This window comes from Trinickia sp. NRRL B-1857, assembly GCF_050470685.1.
Classification (GTDB): Bacteria; Pseudomonadota; Gammaproteobacteria; order Burkholderiales; family Burkholderiaceae; genus Trinickia.
The window spans coordinates 1,220,205-1,240,440 of the sequence record NZ_JBFLUK010000001.1 but is presented as its reverse complement, the minus strand read 5'-3'; the positions used below and the strand labels follow the sequence as shown (position 1 = coordinate 1,240,440).

Sequence of the window (20,236 nt, the reverse complement as noted above, 5' to 3'; positions counted from 1 at the left end):
GGTGCGTCCAGTTGCGACTCGCTCACGTACGCGCAACGTCGATCTGTCTGCGTCGAGCGACCGAGCCATGCATCTGTGGTTCGTCGTTCGTGTAGTTGCATTCGCTGCGTTATGCGCGTTCGCGATGATGCCGATCGCTGCCGAGGCGCAAGCGACGTTACCGATGATTCCCGATCGTAGCGGCTCGATTCATCCCGTGGTAGGCGTCTCCGCCTCCGGCGTGCCGTTGGTCAATATCGTGGCACCCAACCAAGCCGGCGTATCGCTGAACAACTTCGCGCACTATAACGTCGGGACTCAAGGTGCGGTCATTGTCAACACGCCGCGAAGCACGCAGACCCAGATCGCCGGTTGGGTGCCAGGCAATCCGTTGATGGGCAATGCGCCTGCCCGCTTGATCATCAACCAAGTGACGACGGGTAATCCGACGCGCTTGTTGGGGATGACCGAGATTGCCGGTCATCGCGCCAACTTGATCGTCGCCAACCCCGCGGGGATAACCTGCGCGGGCTGTGGGTTCATCAATATTCCACGCATATCGCTGACGACTGGGCGGCCTTCTTTCAATGCGGACGGATCGCTTGCCGGGTTCGATGTCGTTAAGGGGCGACTTGCGATCGATGGCTCGGGACTGGACGCTCGGGGCAGCGCAATCGATCTGATCGCGCGAGCGATGCGGATCAATGGACAAATTTGGGCAGACACCATTCGCGCGACGGCAGGCGCTAATGAAGTCGCCTACGCTAATGGCGCGGCGACCGTTCAACCCGGCGAGGGAGAGACGCCGAGTGTCGCGATCGATGTACTGGCACTGGGTGGAATGTACGCCAACAGTGTGCGTCTGATCGGCACCGAGGCGGGCGTTGGCGTACGCAGCTCCGGCGTTATCGACTCGCTGAGTGGCGATATCGAAGTCTCGTCCAAAGGAGATGTCACGATCGAAGCCGTTGGGCGTACACAGGCGGCCCGGAACACGCGTATCGAAACCCCGAATCTGACGAACCGCGGGGCGATCGTAAGCAGCGAGACCGTTCACCTTGATACGGCTGCAACCTTCCGGAACGAAGGCGTCGTCGCGGCGCAATTCAATGTCGATATTGTGGCCGACGAGGTCAGAAACGGTGGGGACATTCTCGCTGGCATAGATGCTAGCAGCGTACTTTCCGGACCGGGTAGCATCTCTCTCACCGGCGGGACGCTATCGAGCGAGGGCTTGCTCGCGGCCGGTGACAACGTCAACGTGACTGGTGCGTTTGTGTCTCTCGATACTGGAACCGTATCTGCGGGGAGCGCACTAAATGTGAATGGTGCCGAGGCATTGACGATGCGGGATGCAACGGCCCATGCGCTTAATGCGACGCTGAAATCCAACGGTGCCCTGATCAACGATGGCGGCATGCTCCTCGTCGCTGGCGAGGCGGACATCGAGGCTAGACGGGTGTCGAACCGGGACGGAATGGTCGCCGGCGACATGCTGACGGTGAACGTGGGCGACGTTGATAACACCGGGGGGATGCTAGCAGGTCGGCACGGGGCGAAGATCCGTTCGGCGACCCTAGTGAATACCGACGGAAACATCGGAACAACAGTGGATGTGCTTCACCTGTCCGCGCGGGCCGGTTTGTTCAACGACCGCGGCCGCATCATTGGGGCGGATGGATTATCGTTAGACGCCGGTCGATTAGCGAGCAATCGTCACGGCGAGATTGGTACAGCTCGGGGCGACGCTGACGTTCGCATTGACTTCGATACTAACAACGATCGCGGGACGATACTGTCAGGACAGCGGCTGAAGGTGGTGGTCGACGAGGGAACGTTATCGAACGATCACGGTCGGGTCGTCTCGGGCGATGCCCTCGACGTCGCGGCGCGCTCCCTTGCGAGCAACGTGGCAGGGCACATCGTAGCGATATCCGGAGCGGCGGTGCTTCGCTTCGAAGACGATGCGAGCATGGCAAGAGGGTTTGTCGCTTCGGCCGGCGATCTATCGGTCAAAGCCGCTAGGCTAGACAATCGCGACGGTACGATGCATGGCCGTCAAGTGGAGTTAGATGTTGAGTCCTTGAATAACGAGTCCGGGGAAATCGGATCGGTCGCCGACTTGATCGTGCGCGCTAAAGACAGTGTGTCCAATGGAAACGGGGCGCTCGTTGCGGGCGCAGCGTTGACCGCGACGTCGGCAGAGGCGATCGGAAACATACAGGGAAAAATCTGGGGAGGCGGTGATGTCGAGCTGATCAGCGCGGGCTTAGACAACACCGCGGGAACCGTATCGGGCGCGGACGTTACTCTGAAGACGGGTGACGAAACTGTTGTCAACGCGCTGGGTGTGATTGCCGCACTTGGTCAGCTAGAGAGCGAATCGGGTCGATGGGACAATCGCTCGGGGCTCATTCATGTACGCGGCTCGGCCAAACTCGATACACGCGCCGCCGTATTCGATAACAGTACCTCCGAAGGAGCCGCTGGTGGCGGGCGAGTGATTGTCCAGGGGGCGACGCTCGCCACCGGTGTCCTGAAAAATGACGGCGGCTTGATTTCATCGTCGGATGCGGCGTATTTGACGGGGGAGTCGATATCGAACGATCGCGGCGCGATCTTGTCGCTGGGCCAGCTCCGCATGGAAAGCGCGGGCGAGATATCGAACGTCGCCGGTCAAATCGGCGGCGATGCCGATGTGGCGATCGATGGTGCAAGAGTCGACAACACGGGCGGTGCCGTCCATGCCGGACAGGCATTGACGGTGACGGGCGACGCAATCGTGAACGCGCAGACGAGGGCGACAAGGCTATCGCCGGCATCGATGCTTGAGCCGTTGCAGGCCGGCATCGAGGGTGCGACGGTGTCACTGACGGCAAGCGGCGACATCGACAACGTTGCGGGTGCCATCCGTTCGGGTGAAACGACGAAGGTGCGTGCCAAAACTATCGAAAACTCAGGGGGCGAGATCGGTTCGTCGGGTCGAGTTACGGCCATAGCCAGCGGGACGGTCACAAACACAGTCGGTGAGATCAACGGTGGTGAGGCCATCGAGCTATCGTCCATCGCGCTGATGAACGATGGTCGCATCGAATCGCGCGGCGATGTAGGCATCGAGGTGGCTGGCCAGCTGACGAACTTCGGGCGGATCCTCGCGGGCGGCGATCTGAATGTCGGAGCCGATAATGTGACCAACGGAGGAGCCTTGACTGCTCGGGGTGTCGTTGGCGTATCCGGTCAGAATATCGACAATCAAGTGGGTGGAGAAATCGCGGGTGATCTTCGGACCACTGTTCGTGCCTCGCAGTCGCTGACGAACGAAGGCCTGATCGACGGTGGCCGCACGCGTGTCGATGCGATCGATACGGTGGCGAACCGAGGTCGGCTCTACGGCGATTCGGTCTCGATCGGCGCACGGACGGTACGTAACGATGTAGACCGAAACGGCACGGCCGCTGCGATTGCGTCTCGCGGAAACATCGATATCGGAGCCAAACTTATCGAAAATCTTGGTGGCAGCTTGATCTATGCATCGAACGATATGCGATCGGCTGCAAGCCTCGATGAGAACGGCGGAGTCTCCGACACGTGGTCGGATCGCTTCACGAACAAGGGTGCTGTGATCGATGCGGGCGGTCGCGTAGAAATTGCCGCGAACCGGTTCGAGAATCTCAATGCGAACTTTCAGACCGAACGGATAACGACGGATGCGGGCAAACAGCTTTGGTATACGATCGCCGGCTCGACGGAGCGGATCGATCCTTCGAGCGTGCACTTCTATCAGCCCAACACTCAGGAAGCGAAGCCTGGCGCGGACTACCGATGGGCGTTAGACGACGACCAAAAATTCTTGCTTCTTCCGTCCGGCCGATACCCGTCGGATGAGTTTGCTCGTTACACGATAAACGGCGTGGCCGGAAAGATCGATAACGTCTACTACCCGAGTCTACCGGCGCCTGTCGATCGGTTCAGTGCCACTGCGAGCGAGTCGGAACCGGCTGGTTTGTTTCGGTCGGTGCCTGCGGAGATGTGGGCAAAATTCGGCATCGAGCCGCCACCTTCTCCGCCTAATACTTCGTATATCAAAACCGGCGATTTCTCCGTGCATTCTTGGCTCCAGCATCGGCGCTTAGGGCCGGAGTGGTACACGTTGGACGTACCGATCGTGCAATCTCAGAGGGGCGGTTCGCTGTTGCCGGAGAGGCAAACTTGTCTAACGGCTGTGGCCGATAGCTGCGCCTCGTTCAGGCAATGGTACGAGAGTCTGACACGGTCGTATGGCGCATTGGGCCGCGCGGTAGCTGACTACAACCGGGATGTGGCGAGCCGCACTATTCCGACTTGGACGATCTACGACCTCGACGTGAAATCCACGAAAGACATCGTAACCGCCACGCAGCCGGGCACGATCATGTCCGGAGGCGGGATGACAATTTCCGCGCGCTCCGGTGTCAATGATAAGAGTCAGTTATTGGCCGGCGGTCACGCCTATCTGAAAGAGGCGATTCAAGACAATAGTCAGCCCAAGGGTTTGGAAACCTTTGAGGGAGTGGGGACGGCCATCGGCACGTGGGTCGAATCGGGCGGTGCATTTCGTGGCGATGAACGCAAACATTCGTCTCAGTACTACGCGGCGCCGCTCCCGCCGAAGGAAATCGATTTGCCTATTACGGCGGTTACACCGACGAATCGAGACCCTGTCAAACGTATTGCGGCCGATACCACGATCACGGTTGGCTTGTCCGATGTTCAAGGGAGCGGCGCCGACGCGCGATCTGTGGGAAGCCTCGAGCGGCTTGGCGTAAGCGGATCGATCGACGGGGGCGCTTTGCTCGAACCGAAGAGATCGTCCACCGCTATCGCACACGTCAAACTTGGGCCGATCGAAATTCGCACCGTGGAGCCAAACGTCAAGCTGCCAAGCAACGCCTTGTATCAGGTCGTATCGGATCCGGGCAGTCGGCATTTGATCGAAACGGATTCGCGCTTTACTAACAACAAGGGGTGGTTATCGAGCGAGAAAATGATCGCGGCGCTCACTGTCGATCCCAGTACGGTGCAAAAACGCTTGGGTGACGGTTTCTACGAACAGCAATTGGTTCAGCAGCAGATCGTTCAAGCGACGGGACAACGATTCATAGGCAATTACACCGACAATCAGGCGGCCTATCAGGCGCTCATGGCCAACGGAGTGAGGGCGGCCCAGCGATTCGGGATGAACGTGGGTACCGCTTTGACCGATGCTCAGATGGCCGCGCTGACTGAAGACATCGTATGGCTCGTCAATCGCTCCGTCGAATTGCCCGATGGATCTTTACAAACCGTTCTGGTGCCGCAGGTCTATTTCCGGGCGAATGCAGCGGACGTGACCGGTACGGGGGCGATCGTCGCGGGAGAGAGCGTCGCTTTGAACAACCAAACGGCGCTTGTCAACTCGGGCACGATCTTGAGTCGGACGATCACAGTCATTACGGCTGATTCGATCACGAACGTTGGGGCCGTGGCGGGGCGGACCGTGCAGGTCGAGGCGAAGCGAGACCTGACTAACCGAGGCGGAACGGTCCAGGGAAATAACATCGATTTGTCAGCTGGGCGCGACGTGAGCCTCGCCGGCACGATGCAATCGGCGACCACGGCAAACGGATCGGCAAACGAAATCGATCGACTATCGCATATCAATGCTGGGACATTGTCGGTGCGGGCGGGGCGCGATCTTAATCTGAATGCGGCACAAGTGGTTTCGTCGGGCGACGTTTCACTGACGGCACAACGTGACGTGACGCTGTTAGCCCTGCGAGCAAGCCATGACGACCACGTGCGGTGGGACGAGAAGAATCGAGCGGAACATAGCCGGTCGATCGAGGTCGGTACAGCGATCGATTCCGGGGGAGACGTCGGCATCGTGGCTGGTCGGGATTTCGCTGCGACCGCGGCGAGCGTCAGTGCGCAGGGAAACGTCAGTGCCGTCGCGGGGCGAGACATCAACTTGCACGCCGGCGAACGCAGTGCGAGTGCGTACGACGAACATTCGAGGAAGGAAAGCGGGATATTGTCGTCGAAGTCGACACACACGATAGACGCCAGCAGCTATACGGACGCGATCGGGACCATTTTGTCGGGTAACACGGTTGCTGTGGCCGCCGGGAATAATTTCATCGCAAGAGCAGCGACGATCGCAGGGACGGGCGATGTCTTGTTGGAAGCTGGGCAGGACCTGACGATCACGACGGCGGAAACAGCCTCGAGCGAGTACCACTTCAGGGATGTGAAAAAGTCTGGGCTCGGCACGGCGGGCCCGGGAATTTCCTACGGTACGAATCAAACCATCGATACGAGCCTCGAAAAGGAGAAAGGCTCGCGCGGGAGCTTGATCGGTAGTATCGAGGGAAGTGTTTCGCTGCACGCGGGCAATAAGCTTCACGTGACGGGGGCGGATGTTGTCGCCGAGCAAGATGTGGCCGGTGTCGGTAAGGAAGTGAGGATCGATGCATCCAAAACGGATCGGCATCGACACGAAACCCATGAGGTAAAAAGCTCGGGTTTCACCTTGGCGGTCAAGTCGACGGTGACCGACGCGATGCAGAACGTCAATCAGCAGGCGCACGGTGCGGGTAAGAGCGAAGATGGCCGGGCTGCGGCGCTGCACGCTATTGCGGCTGCGGGCGGCATGGCGGATCTGGTGGGCGCGGCAGGGGGCATGACAGGTGCGCTTGCCGGGGGTGGAAAGCCGGAAGGGAAGATCGAACTGAGCTTTGGCTCGTCCCGCAGCAAGTCGACATACACGCACGAGAGTACGCAGCACAACGGTAGTCATATCAAGGCTGGAGGTCGCGTTGCTTTTGTGGCGGCGGGCGAGACGGATTCAGGTCAAGGAAACATAACCATCGAAGGATCGAGGGTTGCAGGCAACGATGTGTTGTTGAATGCGTCCAACAAGATCAATCTCGTTAGCTCGACCGACACCGAGCGTGTTCGCAGCACAAACGAGTCGCAGAGCGCAAGTGTGGGCGTATCGTTCGGCACGAACGGCTGGGGCGTATCGGCTGCTATGTCCCGAGCCGACGGGTACGCGAATTCCGATGCGACGATGCAGAACAATACACAAATTGCCGCGCGAAACACCGCGACGATCGTGAGCGGTGGAGATACTGACATCGTCGGTGCGAACCTTAGCGCGAGGAAGGTCATCGCGGCCGTTGGCGGGAATCTAAATATCGCGTCGGTACAAGACACGGTGCGTAGCGTCGCGCAGCAGCGAAGTGTCGGTGGTGGTTTCAGCGTCAGTCAGGGTGGCGGGAGCGCGAGCTTCAGTATTCAGAACGGCCGTGCGAGCGGCAGTTACGCCGGTGTGAGCGAGCAGTCCGGTATTCAGGCAGGCGATCGCGGATTCGATATTACGGTGAAAGGCAATACGGACCTGAAGGGGGCGTACATCGCGAGCGTCGCCGCGCCGGAAGAGAACCGATTGAGTACCGGCACGCTATCGTTCGCGGATGTCCACAACAGCTCGGGATATGACGCAAGCAGCGTCGGAGTCGGCGCAGGTGGTGGTGTCGGAGACGGCGGGAACGACTACGCGACCCATGGAGCGAGCACGGGCAAAAATGTGGGCGGCGGGCTGCCGCTTCGAGTTAGTGAAAGCCATGGTAGTCAAGCAAGTACGAGGAGTGCGATTAGTGGTGGCAGGATCACGATCGGGAACGAGGCGAGGCAGAAACAAGATATAGCGCTGCTGAATCGAGATGCGATGGGGCTGAATGGCGAGGTTGAGGCGCTGCCTGATTTGCAGAACGTGCTGAGCACTCAGTCGGATTTGATTGGTGCGGCGCAAGCGTCGGCGGAAACGGTCGCCAAGCAGATCGGGGCTTATGCGGACGCCAGGCGAGCGAGTGCGTTGGACGCGGCTAAGCGAGAGGCTGATCCGAAGCTGAAGGAGAGCCATTCGCAAGAAGCGAAGAACTGGGGAGAGGGCGGTGCTTACCGTGTGGCGTTGCACCTTGCGGGTGGTGCGCTGACAGGGGGATTGACGGGCGGTGGGACGGGGGCGGTCGGCGGAGCGGTAGGGGCGGGTTTGTCGGCGAAGCTCGCACCTCATTTGAAGGAAGTTGCGCGCTCGATTCGAGAAGCCGGGCCGACGGGTAATGACGACGTCGATCAGTTGCTCGGGAATGTGGCTTCGAATTTGTTGGCTGGCGGAGCTGCGGCGGTGGTAGGCGGATCGACCGGAGCGTTGATGGGGGCGGCGACGGATCGGTTTAATCGGCAGTTGGGTGACGATGAGAAGAAGCTCGCAAAGCAGTTGACTGAGAAAAGCGGTGCCAAATACTCGCAGGATCGAATCGAAGATCAACAGCGCATCATGAATGTGTCCGTCAACGGCGAGCACGAATCAGGGGCTCCCACTACGTTGATTGGCGAGGCTCCCACTGACGCTGGCGCAAAATGGATCTCTGGCGGAGTGACGGTCGACGGCAAGCCGATCTTGACGCAGGTTACAGCCCAGGCGGATCCAGAGTTGCAGAACTTCATCTTGGCCAACAATCACTCGGCTTCGCCGGATCAAGTGCCTAGCATTTACACGTACGATCGTCCCAAAAACAATGATTGGGGATTCGCGCTCACCGGGCCTTTTATCGACTTGAACAAAGCCGATGTTGAATTTGCGAGGAACACGACGGCGGACTCGATGTCGATGGTTTCGAAAAATGCTGGACGATTGAGCTCGATAACTGCTGCGGCAGCAAGCGTTCCCTCACCGTACGCGCCTGGTCTTGCCGCGGTGTCGTATGGTGCGACTGTAATGGGTTTGACCGCCGATGCCATCGCGCAGGTGGCGAGGCCCGATATGGGCGAATACGCCTACGGAGGGGCACTGACTTTGGGCGCGAAGGTAGCTTCCGACAGGGTGCCTTTGGCTGCGCCGATTATCAACGAAGCAGTGGCGTCCGCGAAGACCATGCCGTTCTCAGAGCGGATTCGTAGCTGGATCAATGGGCGATGGCGCGCCGTCGCTATCCCTACAGGGAGAAACGAATGAAATTGATTGAGAATGGAAATTTTTCCGAATGGTTCAGAGTCGCGATGTTCCTTGGGGGCGCGGGGATCGCTACTGGTGGTCTGGCATTCGATGTGTTTCCCAACTCAATTAGGGTCGTGGCATTCCTACTGGGGTTCGCCTTCATGGCTTTGGGAGGACTATCAACCAATGCGCATATGTTGGGCATTCGACCATTCGACGACAGCTATCAGAAAGCCCGACGCAGCTATCTGATCTCGGATGACAGTGGGAGGGCCGATGGCTAATCGTTTGTATGCGCTGTGAAATATCGATCGGTTTAACAGGCAGTTGAGTCCGGTCTTGGGACCAGCGCCTTGTTTAACTTTGCAACCGATAAGCCGCTTAGCTCTGCCGAGAGCCATCGGCGGTCTATACGGTGGTGCGATTGGTGGGATATACGGGGCGAATTTGCATCTTTGGGTAGGTGAAGCAAATGCCTGGTTTGAAAAGGCAGTTCTTGGGGGAACGAAACTTGCGCCGGCCTTCGCTGCAAAGCAGGCTGGTGTTCCGCTTGGGAATTCGATAGGCCTGGGCCGCTCAGTTGACCCTCTCTTCGATCCTACCTCGAATCCTTGGTGGGGTTATCAGAACTTGATTAATCAATTCAAGAGGGGTGATCAATGACTCTGGACGCTGGAGTGATCGTTATCTCGCTTGCATCTCTTGCGATGACGTGGTCAATGTTTGGCCGCAGAGATTTGAGGTCGACGCGGGAGAAGTTTTTTTACTGGTTAAAGTCAACGCTGCTTCTCGGTGTGGCGTTGACGGCTTGGTCGCAATATAAAGAGCCGGCCGCCAGTTTCTTACTATTAGTCGCTCTTAGCTTTGCGTTTTCTGCGTTGCTCAACATGCTTAGATCGCAATGGGTTTTTATGCTTCCTTGAACATCGAGCCCAGCAATGCCGGACTCGATGCATATTGGGCTTGGCTATTCGTAAGCACCCGGCAAAGTCGCCTTGAAGCTCGAGTGTTCTGACGCGAGCATCGTGTCCATTAACAACTTTTAATGGACAGGTGTACACGATGGAAGAACTCGTAGCGAATCGCGAAGTCGCAGTGCAGCCGGTGCGGCGCCGCCGGCATAGCAAAGAATTCAAGGCGGAAGTGATGCGCGCGGCGATGCAGCCGCACGTGTCAATCGCGGCGGTGGCGCTGCACTATCGTCTCAATGCCAATTTGGTTCGCACATGGATCACCCGGCAAGCCAAGCGGCACGGGGCTACACAGGCCAGTCATTCAACTAATGTGTCACCCGCGGAATTTGTTCCGCTACAACTCGCGGCGCCGCCGAGCGTTGCGCCGGCGCCGGGCGCAATCGAGGTGGAAGTGCGCCGTGGAGCGACGGTGGTCACGGTGCGTTGGCCATTGTCGGCCGCCAGCGACTGCGCTGCGTGGTTGCAAGGTTGGCTGCGGTGATTCGCATCGAGGCGATTTGGCTGGCGACCGAACCGCTGGATATGCGCGCCGGCACCGAGACGATCCTCGCACGTGTCGTCAAGGTCTTCGGCTCGGCACGCCCGCATCACGCGTACTTGTTCGCCAACAAGAACTCGACGCGCATGAAGGTGCTCGTCTATGACGGCTTGGGTATCTGGCTGGCCGCTCGGCGTCTGAACAAGGGGCGGTTCATCTGGACGAATGGGGACCTGATGATCGCCACCGCGCTCAACTCCGAGCAATTGCAGGCGCTGGTGATGGGGCTGCCCTGGCGCACGCTTGCCCACGATCACGCGATCACGGTCGTGTAATGTCCCTAAAGCCGTAAACTGGCTTGCTTCCGCGGCGCGGTGGGTTCTGGCAGACTGCCCGCATGAACCTACCCGCCAATCTCGACGCTATGAGTCCCGACGAACTGCGCACGCTGGCTGCGCAGTTGATGGCTCAGGTTGGCGAGAACGAGCGGGAGCTGCGCTACCGCCAGACGCGCATCGACCAGCTCACGCACGAGATTGCTACGCTCAGGCGCCTGCAATTCGGCAAGCGCAGCGAGCAACTGAACGTCGAGCAGATGAGCTTGCTGAACGAAGCCATCGACGCCGACCTGGCCGCGCTGGAAATCGAGCTCGAGCAGTTGAAGTCGAAGCCGCCCGAGGACAAGCAGCGCCAGCAGCCCAAGCGTGCGCCGTTGCCAGCACGCTTGCCGCGCACCGACATCCACCATGAACCCGACGACATCACGTGCGCCTGCGGTTGCCAGCGCGTGCGTATCGGCGAGGACATCAGCGAGAAGCTGGACTATACGCCGGGCGTGTTCACGGTCGAACGTCACATCCGCGGTAAATGGGCCTGCAAGGCATGCGAGACGCTGATTCAGGCACCCGTTGCGCCCCATGTGATCGACAAGGGCATTGCCACCGTCGGGTTGCTCGCCCAGGTGTTGGTCGCGAAGTACGGCGATCACTTACCGTTGTACCGTCAAGAACGCATCTTTGAACGCGCGGGTCTTGCCATCCCCCAGTCAACGCTGGGCGAGTGGGTTGGCGTTTGCGGTGTGCGATTGCAGCCGCTGGTCGACGCGCTTCGGGAGGTGCTTCTCCAGCACGACGTGCTGCACGCCGACGAGACGCCGGTGCAAATGCTCGTTCCCGGCAAAGGAAAGACACAGCGCGCGTATGTATGGGCATACGCCACGACGCAGTTCACCGACGTGCGCGCCGTCGTCTACGAGTTCGCCGATAGCCGCGCGGGCGAACATGCTCGCAAGTTCCTCGGCAACTGGCGCGGCAAGCTTGTATGTGACGATCACAGCGGCTACAAAGCCGGATTCGAGTTGGGCATCACCGAGATCGCATGTGTTGCCCATGCAAGACGCAAATTCTTTGAGCTGCACGCCAGCAACAAGAGTGCAATCGCCGAGCAGGCGCTGAAATACTACGGCGAACTTTACGCGGTCGAGCGCGATGTCGCAGAACTCACTCCCGATCACAGACGTGAAGTGCGCCAAGAACGCGCTCGGCCGATCGCCGATGCGTTACATCAATGGATGCTCGCCCAACGCAAACTCGTCTCTGAGGGATCGGCGATCGCCAGGGCACTCGACTACAGCCTCAGGCGTTGGGAGGCGTTCACGCGTTATCTGGACGACGGGCACGTGCCCATTGATAACAACTGGCTCGAGAACCAGATCCGTCCTTGGGCCATCAGTCGGTCGAACTGGTTGTTTGCCGGTTCGTTGCGCGCCGGACAACGCGCTGCGGCGATCATGAGCCTCATTCGATCCGCGCAGCTCAACGGCCACGATCCCTACGTCTATCTGAAAGACGTCCTCAATCGATTGCCCACTCATCGAGCCGACGACATCGCCGCGCTTCTACCGCATCGTTGGGTACCTGCCGCAGCTTGATCGCCAGCGCTTTGCGCCCGGGATGCCTTCACCGGGTGCTTACGGCTATTCGAAGTACGAAGGAATCGAAGTATGGCGCTGGAGCACAGATACAAAGCTTGGGGGCCGCACGCTTGCCGGCATCCATCACACCTACCGCCCGCTCCAAGGCGCAAGACGTCGTTGCAGCGCCCTCAAGCCTAGTTCGAGCACAAACGCGATGACCGCGATCACGAGGATGCCGACAAGCACGACATCGGTCGCTAGATATTGCGACGCCGATTGCACCATGAAGCCGAGACCACGTGTAGCGGCGATCAATTCGGCCGCGACGAGCGTGGACCAGCCCACGCCCAACCCGATCCGCGTCCCCGACAAAACGTCCGGTAGCGCGTGAGGCAACACCACATGCCGAATCAATTGCGCACCGCTAGCGCCAAGTGCCTGCGCCGCCCGCAGTTTCGCGACATCGACGTTGCGCACGCCGTTCGCGGTTGAGATGGCGATCGGTGCGAAGATCGCCAGATAGATCAGAAGCGCTTTGGCGAATTCGCCGATGCCGAACCAAATGACGATCAGCGGCAGGTAGGCGAGGGGCGGAATAGGACGGTAGAACTCGATGAGCGGATCGAGCACCCCACGTGCCATCCGGCTACGACCGATCAGAACGCCGCATGGAATCGCGGTCACGAGCGCGCCGCCAAACGCAGCAAGAATACGTTGGAGGCTCGCCCATAAATGTTGCCCGAGCGTGGCGTCCATATAGCCGTGCGTACTAACGACCACGAGCGCATGCAACACCTGCGCCGGAGACGGCAGAAACAGCGGCGCGATCCATCCGAAACGAGTCGACAGCCACCACAGCAAAACAAGTGTGGCGACGGTGGCCGCGCTGATCGCCGTCGTTGGAAGGCCGCTCACCCGGAGCCGGATACGCGGCCGCTCGGATACGTCACCCTCACGGCTAAAACGCGTGTTGCCATCGCCGAATACGTGCGGCGGATCGATCGAGGTACGACTCATACATGGCTCCCGCTTATCCGTTCCGCGAAAACGCGCTCGAGGATGTGCTCGCGCATCGCGATGAACGATGGATCGGATTTAATCGAGCGCGCATCCTCGCCAGCGGCATAACGTCGTGCAAAGTCCAACGAGCGTCGCTCGAGGATTCGCCCGGGATGAGCGGCAAGCAGCACGAGGTCTGTCGCGAGAAAGACCGCTTCTTCGATGTCGTGCGTGATGAGCAGGGCGGGCTTGCGGCTCGTGCGCCAAAGCGTGAGCAGCAGCGTTTGCATTTGCTCGCGAGTGAACGCATCCAGTGCGCCGAACGGTTCGTCAAGTAGCAGCAATCTAGGCTCCGTGGCAAGCGCCCGTGCCAGTCCGACGCGTTGCTTTTGTCCGCCGGACAATGTCCAGACGGGCCGGCGCCCGAAACCGGCGAGGCCGACGCGGCCCAGCCACTGCGCTGCTTGCCGCTCCCGCTCTTCCCGGGGCACCCCAGCCAGTTGCAGGCCGAATGCGACGTTGCTCAGAACGTCCTGCCATGGGAGCAGTACGTCGTGCTGGAATACGACGCCGCGCTCTGCCCCGGGGGCCGTAATCGCACGGCCGTCGAGCGTAATGGAGCCACTCGCGGGCTTGGCGAAGCCCGCGATCAGGTTAAGCAGCGTCGTCTTACCGCTGCCCGATGGGCCCAGGACGACGAGCAGTTGGTCGTCCGATAGGCTCAGCGAGATATCGCGCAGCACGGGGTCGGGCGCGCCCGGGTGTTGTGCCGTGACGCGATCGAGCACGAGTGTGACCATGGTCGACGTTTTCCCGTCTGGCTTAATGGAGCGATGCCGGCAAGTAGCTGGCGTTCACATACGGGGCATAGTCGACGAGCACGTCATCGATCTTGCCTTGCGCCTTCAGAAAGCGCGCCGTGCTGGCGAGTGCGTTTACGGTCGGCGCGCCGAGTGCGCTTTGCTGCTGCGCGAGGGTGGGGAACTCATTGCCTTCGAGTAGCCCCGGGATGTCCGATTGGCGGGCGCCGGTGATACGTGCAACGGCATCGACGTGAGCCGAATTGGCGAGCCACGCTCGCGGATCGTGTCGATAGTTTTCATAAGCAAGCAGCGTCGTTCTTGCGAACGCTTTGACGACGTCCGGGTGAGCCTCGGCGTAGTCTTTGCGTACGACCCAAACATCGAACGTCGGCGCGCCGAATCGTCCCACCTCGCCCGATGTCACGAGCACGCTGCCGGTCTCCTTAGCGACGCCGAGCGCGGGGTCCCATACGTACGCGGCGTCGATGTCGCCGCGGCGCCATGCGGCGCCGATCGCGGGCGGGTTGAGGTTGAGAATTTGTACTGTCTTGGGATCGATGTGCCAATGTTCGAGTGCGGCCAGTAGCGAGTAATGGCTCGTGGAGACGAAAGGCGTCGCGACTTTTTTGCCGACGAGATCGGCCGGCCTGAGTATGCCGGCGCCGTTGCGCGTAACAAGCACTTCGCTGTTCACGAGTCGCGCGGCGATCAGAAATGTTTCGATCGGCAATTTGCGGCTGGCTGCGGCGGCGTCGGGGCTCGAGCCGAGATAGCCGAACTGCACGCTGCCCGAAGCGAGCGCGGCGACGACGGATGCTCCGTCGTCGAACCTGCGCCAATCGATCTGGCTATGTGTCGCCTTTTCATAGGCTCCGTCGGCTTGGGCGACGACGGCAGGCGACACCGAGGTTTGGTAGGCGACCGTGAAGTCGGCGGCGCGGGCGTTGAGCGCTGCGCCGGCAAAGATTGTCAAGAACGCGAATCGATGAATGAACGGCAACGATCTCATGGTGCAGGATCCTGATCGAAAGTAGGGGGCGGCCGGTGCGCAATCGAGCGCATCACGCATTAGGGCTGCTGCCAAGCGGGCAACGTCGCGCCGTGATAGACCTGCAAGATCGCCTTGGCGACGTTCGGCTGCTGATAACTTTGAACGAGCGTTTTCACCCACGGCGCGTCGCGGTCTTTCGCGTTGACCGCAATGAAGTTCCGATACGGATTACCGGGCAATTGTTCTTGCGCGATGCGCTCCTGCGGAATTTTGATTCCGGCTTTGATGGCCCAGTCGGTGTTGACGACTGCGGCATCGAGATCGCCGATTGCGCGGCCGACAATGCCGGCATCCAGTTCCTTGATCCGAATATGCTTCGGATTCTCCGCAATGCTGGCCACCGTGGGTAACAGCCCCGTGTCGGCTTTAAGCTTGATGAGGCCTAGCGCTTGCAGCAACAGGAGCGAGCGGCCCTCGTTGCTTGGGTCGTTCGGTACGCCGATCTTCGCGCCGTCCGGCAGCGCCGCGACAGCGCCGACTTTGCGCGAATACAGTCCAATCGGTTGAACATACGTATAGCCCACGGGGACGATGTCATAACCTCGCGAGGCAACTTGCGCGTCGAGGTAGGGCTTGTGCTGGAAAGAATTGGCGTCGAGGTCGTGTTGGGTCAGCGCTGCGTTGGGTTGCGTGTAGTCGTTGAACGTCGTTACCTTGACGGATAGCCCGCGCTTCGCGGCATTGTCCGCCACGACGCGCCAAACGTCCTCGTCTTCGCCCGACATGATGCCGACGCGTACTGAGTGCTCGGAGGCTAGCGAATCGAGCGGCTTGATGAAAGATCCACCCGCGAGCAGCAGGGCGGCGATAACACGTAGCGTCGTTCTTTTATTCATGATTCTTACTCGGGTATTGAGTCGAAGGGTCATGCTAACCATCGGCGCAATCCCGCTGCAAATACGAATATCTCGATAGCTAATCCCTACGTAACGACTTTGCTTAGTCGAAAGTCTTCGTTCGCATTCCCTTCGAAGCTTTCGACAATATCGCTGTTTCATTCGATCTCAAGGCAGGCGCCGCGTATACGAGGTGCGCCAATCGCTTTGCGTGCCTACGCGCATGCGCTCCAGTCCTTTCCGTTTTCTTGTCCTTATTCATGCCGACCCATACGACTGAAATCAACAACGCTTCGAGGCCGCGCGCACCGGACCCGCTGCGCGTGCGGCGTCTTTCCACGGATGCCGAGGCGATCGAAGCCGCACACGCATTGGCCGATCGATTCGCGCCGGGCGCATCGCAGCGCGATCGCGAACGCGTGCTCCCGTGGGATGAATTAGACCTGTGGTCCGAGAGCGGACTCGGTGGGATCACGGTGCCGCGCGAGTTCGGCGGAGCCGACGTCTCCTACGCAACGCTTGCGCATGTATTCGTCATCATCAGCGCGGCCGATCCGTCGCTGGGTCAAATTCCCCAAAATCATTTCGGTGTCCTTGGGATATTGCGCGAAATCGGTTCTCCGAGTCAGAAAGCCCGTTTCTATGGCGAGGCGCTTGCCGGATACCGGTTCGGCAATGCCGGCCCGGAGCGCCGTTCGGCGCAAGCGCCGACGATTCTCGATGGCACGACGAGATTGCGCGACACGCCGCAGGGGCTGCGTCTCGATGGGCGCCGCTTTTATTCCACCGGGGCGCTGTTCGCTCATCGCGTACCGACCCGCGCGCTCGATGAAGAAGGCCGTGCGGTCCAGGTATGGTTACCGCGCAACGCAACGGGGCTCGCCGTGATCGACGATTGGAACGCGCTTGGCCAACGAACGACGGCAAGCGGCACGGTCGTGTTCCAGGATGTCCTTGTCGATGCCGACGACGTCTTGCCCGTTTGGACGTTGGCGAACGCACCCGGAATCACGGGCGCGAACTCGCAGCTGATCCAGGCCGCCATCGATCTCGGGATTGCACAAGCCGCGCTTGCCGATGCACTCGCTTTCGTCCGTGAGCGTGCCCGGCCTTGGGTCGACGCGGGCGTCGAGCGCGCAAGCGACGACCCGCATTTGATTGCGGACGTGGGCCGCCTGGTGATCGACGTTCACGCTGCCCGCGAAGTGTTGTTGGAGGCGGCGAGCGTGCTCGATGCAACGCGCGGTCGCCCGATCGATGCCGATGCCGCGGCACGTGCGTCGGTCGCCGTCGCCGAAGCGAAGATTCTGACGACACGCGCGGCGCTCGACGCGAGCGAAAAGCTATTCGAGTGGGCCGGCTCTTCGTCCACGCGGGCGGCGCACAACCTCGATCGTCATTGGCGCAATGCGCGTACGCACACGCTGCACGATCCCGTGCGCTGGAAACAGCATTTGATCGGCAACTACCACGTCAATCGCGCACTGCCGGCGCGTCATGCATGGAATTGAAGATGACATCGATTGTGTCGAACGAACACCCCTTCGCTCTGGGTGAGGTGATCGAGCGCGCCCCCGGGGCTTTGCCCGATGAAATCACGAACGATGAGCACGCGCTCGATGTGGCCCGCGGCATCGCCGCTCGCTTCGCGCCGGGTGCCGCCGAGCGCGACCGTCTGCGTCAACTGCCCTGGGACGAGCTCGATGCGTTTGTCGCAAGTGGCTTATGGGGCATCACGGTGCCGCGCGCCTATGGCGGTCCGGCGGTGAGAAGTGGGACGCTCGCCGAGGTCATCGCGCTTGTGTCGGAAGCAGACGGCTCGCTCGGGCAAATCCCCCAAAATCATTTCTATGCGCTCGAAGTGTTGCGTGTCGGCGCGAGCGCTGAACAGCAGGCGTTTTTCTACGAGCTCGTGCGCGCGGGCGCACGTTTCGGTAACGCGTTGGCCGAGATCGGACACAAGGACTTCAAGCGTCGAACGCGGCTCGTGCGGTCCGAGGACGGTTGGTTCGTCGACGGCCAAAAGTTCTACTGCACGGGCGCGCTGTTCGCGCAGTGGATTCCGACGCATGTGGTGGCTGACGAAGGCGGCCGCGACGTGGCGTATTTGGCGTTCGTGCCGCACGATCTGCAAGGCGTCACGGTGACCGACGACTGGGACGGCTTCGGTCAACGCGTCACCGGCAGCGGGTCGGTGCGCTTTGAGCACGTACGTGTGCGTCCGGAGTGGGTGGTGCCGTTCCAAGCGTCTTTCGATCGGCCGACCACGATCGGTCCGTTCGCGCAGTTGCTGCACGCGGCCATCGATCTAGGTCAAGCACGCGGCGCCTTTGCGGCGACGCTCGATTTCGTTCGCAATCACGCAAGGCCGTGGGTCGACGCTCGGGTGCAGCGAGCGGCCGACGATCCGCTGACGATCGCGCAAATCGGCGATTTGGCTACACGGTTGCGTGCGGCTGAGGTGCTGGTACGTCGCGCCGGGCGATTCGTCGATGCCGCACAGGCGGCGCCCGGCGAGCGCAGTGTTGCGCAGGCGTCGATCGCCGTGGCGGAGGCGCGCGCGGCAACGACCGTCGTTTCGCTCGATGCGGGTTCGCGCTTGTTCGAACTTGCGGGTACCGCGGCAACGCTCGACGACCTCGGTCTTGATCGGTTTTGGCGCAACGCGCGTACGCATACGCTGCACGATCCCGTGCGCTGGAAATATCACGCGATCGGCAATTTTCATCTGAACGACACGCTGCCGCCGCGGCATGGGGCGATTTGATGGCACGCAAAAAGATTGCGCTCAACGCGTTCGATATGAATTGCGTGGGACACATCAACCATGGCTTATGGACGCATCCGCGCGATCGTTCGAGCGAATACCTGTCGCTCTCGCATTGGACCGAGTTAGCTCGAACGCTGGAACGCGGCCTATTCGATGGGCTCTTTCTTGCGGATATCGTCGGCGTCTACGATATCTATCAAGGCAACGTCGACGTGACGTTGCGCGAGTCGATCCAGCTTCCGGTGAACGACCCGACGTTGCTCGTGCCGGCGATGGCCGCCGCGACCGACCATCTCGGCTTCGGCGTGACGGTCAATCTCACGTACGAGGCGCCGTACTTGCTTGCGCGCCGGTTTTCCACGCTCGATCACCTGACGCGCGGACGGATCGGGTGGAACATCGTTACGGGATATTTGGACAGCGCGGCGCGCGCCATGGGATACGACGAGCAGTTGGCGCACGATGAGCGTTACGACCGTGCAGACGAATACCTCGATGTCCTCTACAAGCTTTGGGAGGGCAGCTGGGAGGACGATGCGGTCTTGCGCGACAAGGCGGCTCGTGTCTACGCCGATCCGGCTCGCGTGCACAAGATTAGCCATGCGGGCCGCTATTACAACGTGGAGGGTTATCACCTCGCCGAGCCTTCGCCGCAACGTACGCCCGTCCTGTTTCAGGCCGGCAGCTCCGGGCGTGGACAGCGCTTCGCGGCTCGGCACGCGGAGTGCGTATTCATTTCTCCGCCGAATCGAGACGTGGGGCGCGAGACGGTTAAAGCGTTGCGCGAACAGTTGGCCCGCGCCGGCAGGCGGCCCGACGACGTCAAGGTATTCGTCGGTGCGGCCGTGGTGACGGGGCGCACCGAGCGCGAGGCACGCGAGAAGTACGCCGACTACTTGCGCTACGCCAATCGGGAAGCGGGGCTCGCGCACTTCGCCGCGAGCACGGGCGTCGATTACGCTCGCTATGGGTTGGACGAGACGATCGACTACACGAAGGCGACGAAAGCGATCGAGTCGGCATCGCGCACGGCCGGGCAGCACGGTTGGACGCGCAAGCAGTTGCTCGACATGTTCGAACTCGGTGGCCGCTATCCGGCGATCGTCGGCAACCCGGCACAGGTCGCCCATGAGTTGCAGCGGTGGGTCGAGGAGGCGGACGTCGACGGTTTCAATCTGGCGCGCACGGTTGTACCCGAAAGCTACGAGGATTTCGTCGATCTCGTCGTTCCCGAATTGCAATCGCGAGGACTGTACAAGACGCGCTACGAAACCGGCACGCTGCGGCGCAAGCTCTTCGGTGAAGGCGATCGGCTGCCCGAACGGCATGCCGCGGCCACGTTTCGTCATAGTCACGCACATGCGCTCGATCTGCCTTGAGCCGGGCGGGGCGCTCCTTTGATGGTCGTCATC

13 protein-coding genes are annotated in these 20,236 nt (G+C 60.6%); 9 read left to right on the top strand and 4 right to left on the bottom strand.

Features of this window, described 5'->3' with window-relative positions:
- Positions 1-67: 67 nt before the first annotated feature.
- The 6 genes from AB1286_RS05320 to tnpC all read left to right on the top strand — a co-directional run bounded on the left by AB1286_RS05320 (position 68) and on the right by tnpC (position 12,380).
- The gene (locus AB1286_RS05320; RefSeq protein WP_430364991.1) at positions 68-9,016 is read left to right on the top strand and encodes a hemagglutinin repeat-containing protein; all 8,949 of its coding nucleotides are present in this window, start codon (positions 68-70) and stop codon (positions 9,014-9,016) included.
- Positions 9,013-9,282 carry a hypothetical protein gene (locus tag AB1286_RS05315; protein ID WP_430362285.1) on the top strand — a complete coding sequence of 90 codons (270 nt, stop codon included), beginning with the start codon at positions 9,013-9,015 and terminating at the stop codon, positions 9,280-9,282. The genes AB1286_RS05320 and AB1286_RS05315 overlap by 4 nt, the downstream gene beginning before the upstream one ends.
- A gap of 375 nt (positions 9,283-9,657) precedes the next feature.
- The gene (locus tag AB1286_RS05310) at positions 9,658-9,921 is read left to right on the top strand and encodes a hypothetical protein (protein ID WP_430362284.1); all 264 of its coding nucleotides are present in this window, start codon (positions 9,658-9,660) and stop codon (positions 9,919-9,921) included.
- A gap of 139 nt (positions 9,922-10,060) precedes the next feature.
- Complete coding sequence (tnpA, locus tag AB1286_RS05305; RefSeq protein WP_430361779.1) at positions 10,061-10,453, top strand: IS66-like element accessory protein TnpA; 393 nt, start codon at positions 10,061-10,063, stop codon at positions 10,451-10,453.
- Positions 10,450-10,785: an IS66 family insertion sequence element accessory protein TnpB gene (gene tnpB, locus AB1286_RS05300; protein WP_430361780.1), complete on the top strand. Its 336-nt coding sequence runs from the start codon at positions 10,450-10,452 to the stop codon at positions 10,783-10,785. The genes tnpA and tnpB overlap by 4 nt, the downstream gene beginning before the upstream one ends.
- A gap of 62 nt (positions 10,786-10,847) precedes the next feature.
- Positions 10,848-12,380 (top strand): IS66 family transposase, encoded by a 1,533-nt coding sequence (gene tnpC, locus AB1286_RS05295; RefSeq protein ID WP_430361781.1) that lies wholly within the window; start codon positions 10,848-10,850, stop codon positions 12,378-12,380.
- Positions 12,381-12,512: 132 nt separating this feature from the next.
- On the opposite strand, the gene tauC is transcribed toward tnpC, so the two are convergent.
- From tauC to AB1286_RS05275, 4 genes are read right to left on the bottom strand one after another with little or no spacing between them, the layout of a single operon-like run.
- A complete protein-coding gene (gene tauC, locus AB1286_RS05290; RefSeq protein ID WP_430362283.1) occupies positions 12,513-13,382 on the bottom strand; it encodes a taurine ABC transporter permease TauC in 870 nt (289 codons plus the stop codon).
- Positions 13,379-14,164: a taurine ABC transporter ATP-binding subunit gene (tauB, locus tag AB1286_RS05285; protein ID WP_430362282.1), complete on the bottom strand. Its 786-nt coding sequence runs from the start codon at positions 14,162-14,164 to the stop codon at positions 13,379-13,381. Before tauB ends, tauC begins: the two co-directional genes overlap by 4 nt.
- A 22-nt stretch (positions 14,165-14,186) precedes the next feature.
- On the bottom strand, positions 14,187-15,176 hold the full coding sequence (gene tauA, locus AB1286_RS05280; RefSeq protein WP_430362281.1) for a taurine ABC transporter substrate-binding protein: 990 nt from the start codon (positions 15,174-15,176) through the stop codon (positions 14,187-14,189).
- 59 nt (positions 15,177-15,235) lie between these two features.
- Entirely contained in the window at positions 15,236-16,054 is an 819-nt protein-coding gene (locus AB1286_RS05275) for a MetQ/NlpA family lipoprotein (protein WP_430362280.1), read from the bottom strand.
- Positions 16,055-16,314: 260 nt separating this feature from the next.
- On the opposite strand from AB1286_RS05275, the gene AB1286_RS05270 reads away from it, so the two are divergent.
- From AB1286_RS05270 to AB1286_RS05260, 3 genes are read left to right on the top strand one after another with little or no spacing between them, the layout of a single operon-like run.
- Positions 16,315-17,565 (top strand): SfnB family sulfur acquisition oxidoreductase, encoded by a 1,251-nt coding sequence (locus AB1286_RS05270; RefSeq protein WP_430362279.1) that lies wholly within the window; start codon positions 16,315-16,317, stop codon positions 17,563-17,565.
- 2 nt (positions 17,566-17,567) lie between these two features.
- Positions 17,568-18,821 carry an SfnB family sulfur acquisition oxidoreductase gene (locus AB1286_RS05265; protein WP_430362278.1) on the top strand — a complete coding sequence of 418 codons (1,254 nt, stop codon included), beginning with the start codon at positions 17,568-17,570 and terminating at the stop codon, positions 18,819-18,821.
- Positions 18,821-20,203 carry an LLM class flavin-dependent oxidoreductase gene (locus tag AB1286_RS05260; protein ID WP_430362277.1) on the top strand — a complete coding sequence of 461 codons (1,383 nt, stop codon included), beginning with the start codon at positions 18,821-18,823 and terminating at the stop codon, positions 20,201-20,203. The genes AB1286_RS05265 and AB1286_RS05260 overlap by 1 nt, the downstream gene beginning before the upstream one ends.
- Positions 20,204-20,236 lie beyond the last annotated feature (33 nt).

Coding starts and splice junctions, on each gene's coding strand:
- tnpC (WP_430361781.1), top strand. CDS start 10,848: ATGAACCTACCCGCCAATCTCGACGCTATGAGTCCCGACGAACTGCGC.
- tauA (WP_430362281.1), bottom strand. CDS start 15,176: ATGAGATCGTTGCCGTTCATTCATCGATTCGCGTTCTTGACAATCTTT.
- AB1286_RS05275 (WP_430362280.1), bottom strand. CDS start 16,054: ATGAATAAAAGAACGACGCTACGTGTTATCGCCGCCCTGCTGCTCGCG.
- tauB (WP_430362282.1), bottom strand. CDS start 14,164: ATGGTCACACTCGTGCTCGATCGCGTCACGGCACAACACCCGGGCGCG.
- tauC (WP_430362283.1), bottom strand. CDS start 13,382: ATGAGTCGTACCTCGATCGATCCGCCGCACGTATTCGGCGATGGCAAC.
- AB1286_RS05265 (WP_430362278.1), top strand. CDS start 17,568: ATGACATCGATTGTGTCGAACGAACACCCCTTCGCTCTGGGTGAGGTG.
- AB1286_RS05310 (WP_430362284.1), top strand. CDS start 9,658: ATGACTCTGGACGCTGGAGTGATCGTTATCTCGCTTGCATCTCTTGCG.
- AB1286_RS05270 (WP_430362279.1), top strand. CDS start 16,315: ATGCCGACCCATACGACTGAAATCAACAACGCTTCGAGGCCGCGCGCA.
- tnpA (WP_430361779.1), top strand. CDS start 10,061: ATGGAAGAACTCGTAGCGAATCGCGAAGTCGCAGTGCAGCCGGTGCGG.
- AB1286_RS05315 (WP_430362285.1), top strand. CDS start 9,013: ATGAAATTGATTGAGAATGGAAATTTTTCCGAATGGTTCAGAGTCGCG.
- AB1286_RS05260 (WP_430362277.1), top strand. CDS start 18,821: ATGGCACGCAAAAAGATTGCGCTCAACGCGTTCGATATGAATTGCGTG.
- AB1286_RS05320 (WP_430364991.1), top strand. CDS start 68: ATGCATCTGTGGTTCGTCGTTCGTGTAGTTGCATTCGCTGCGTTATGC.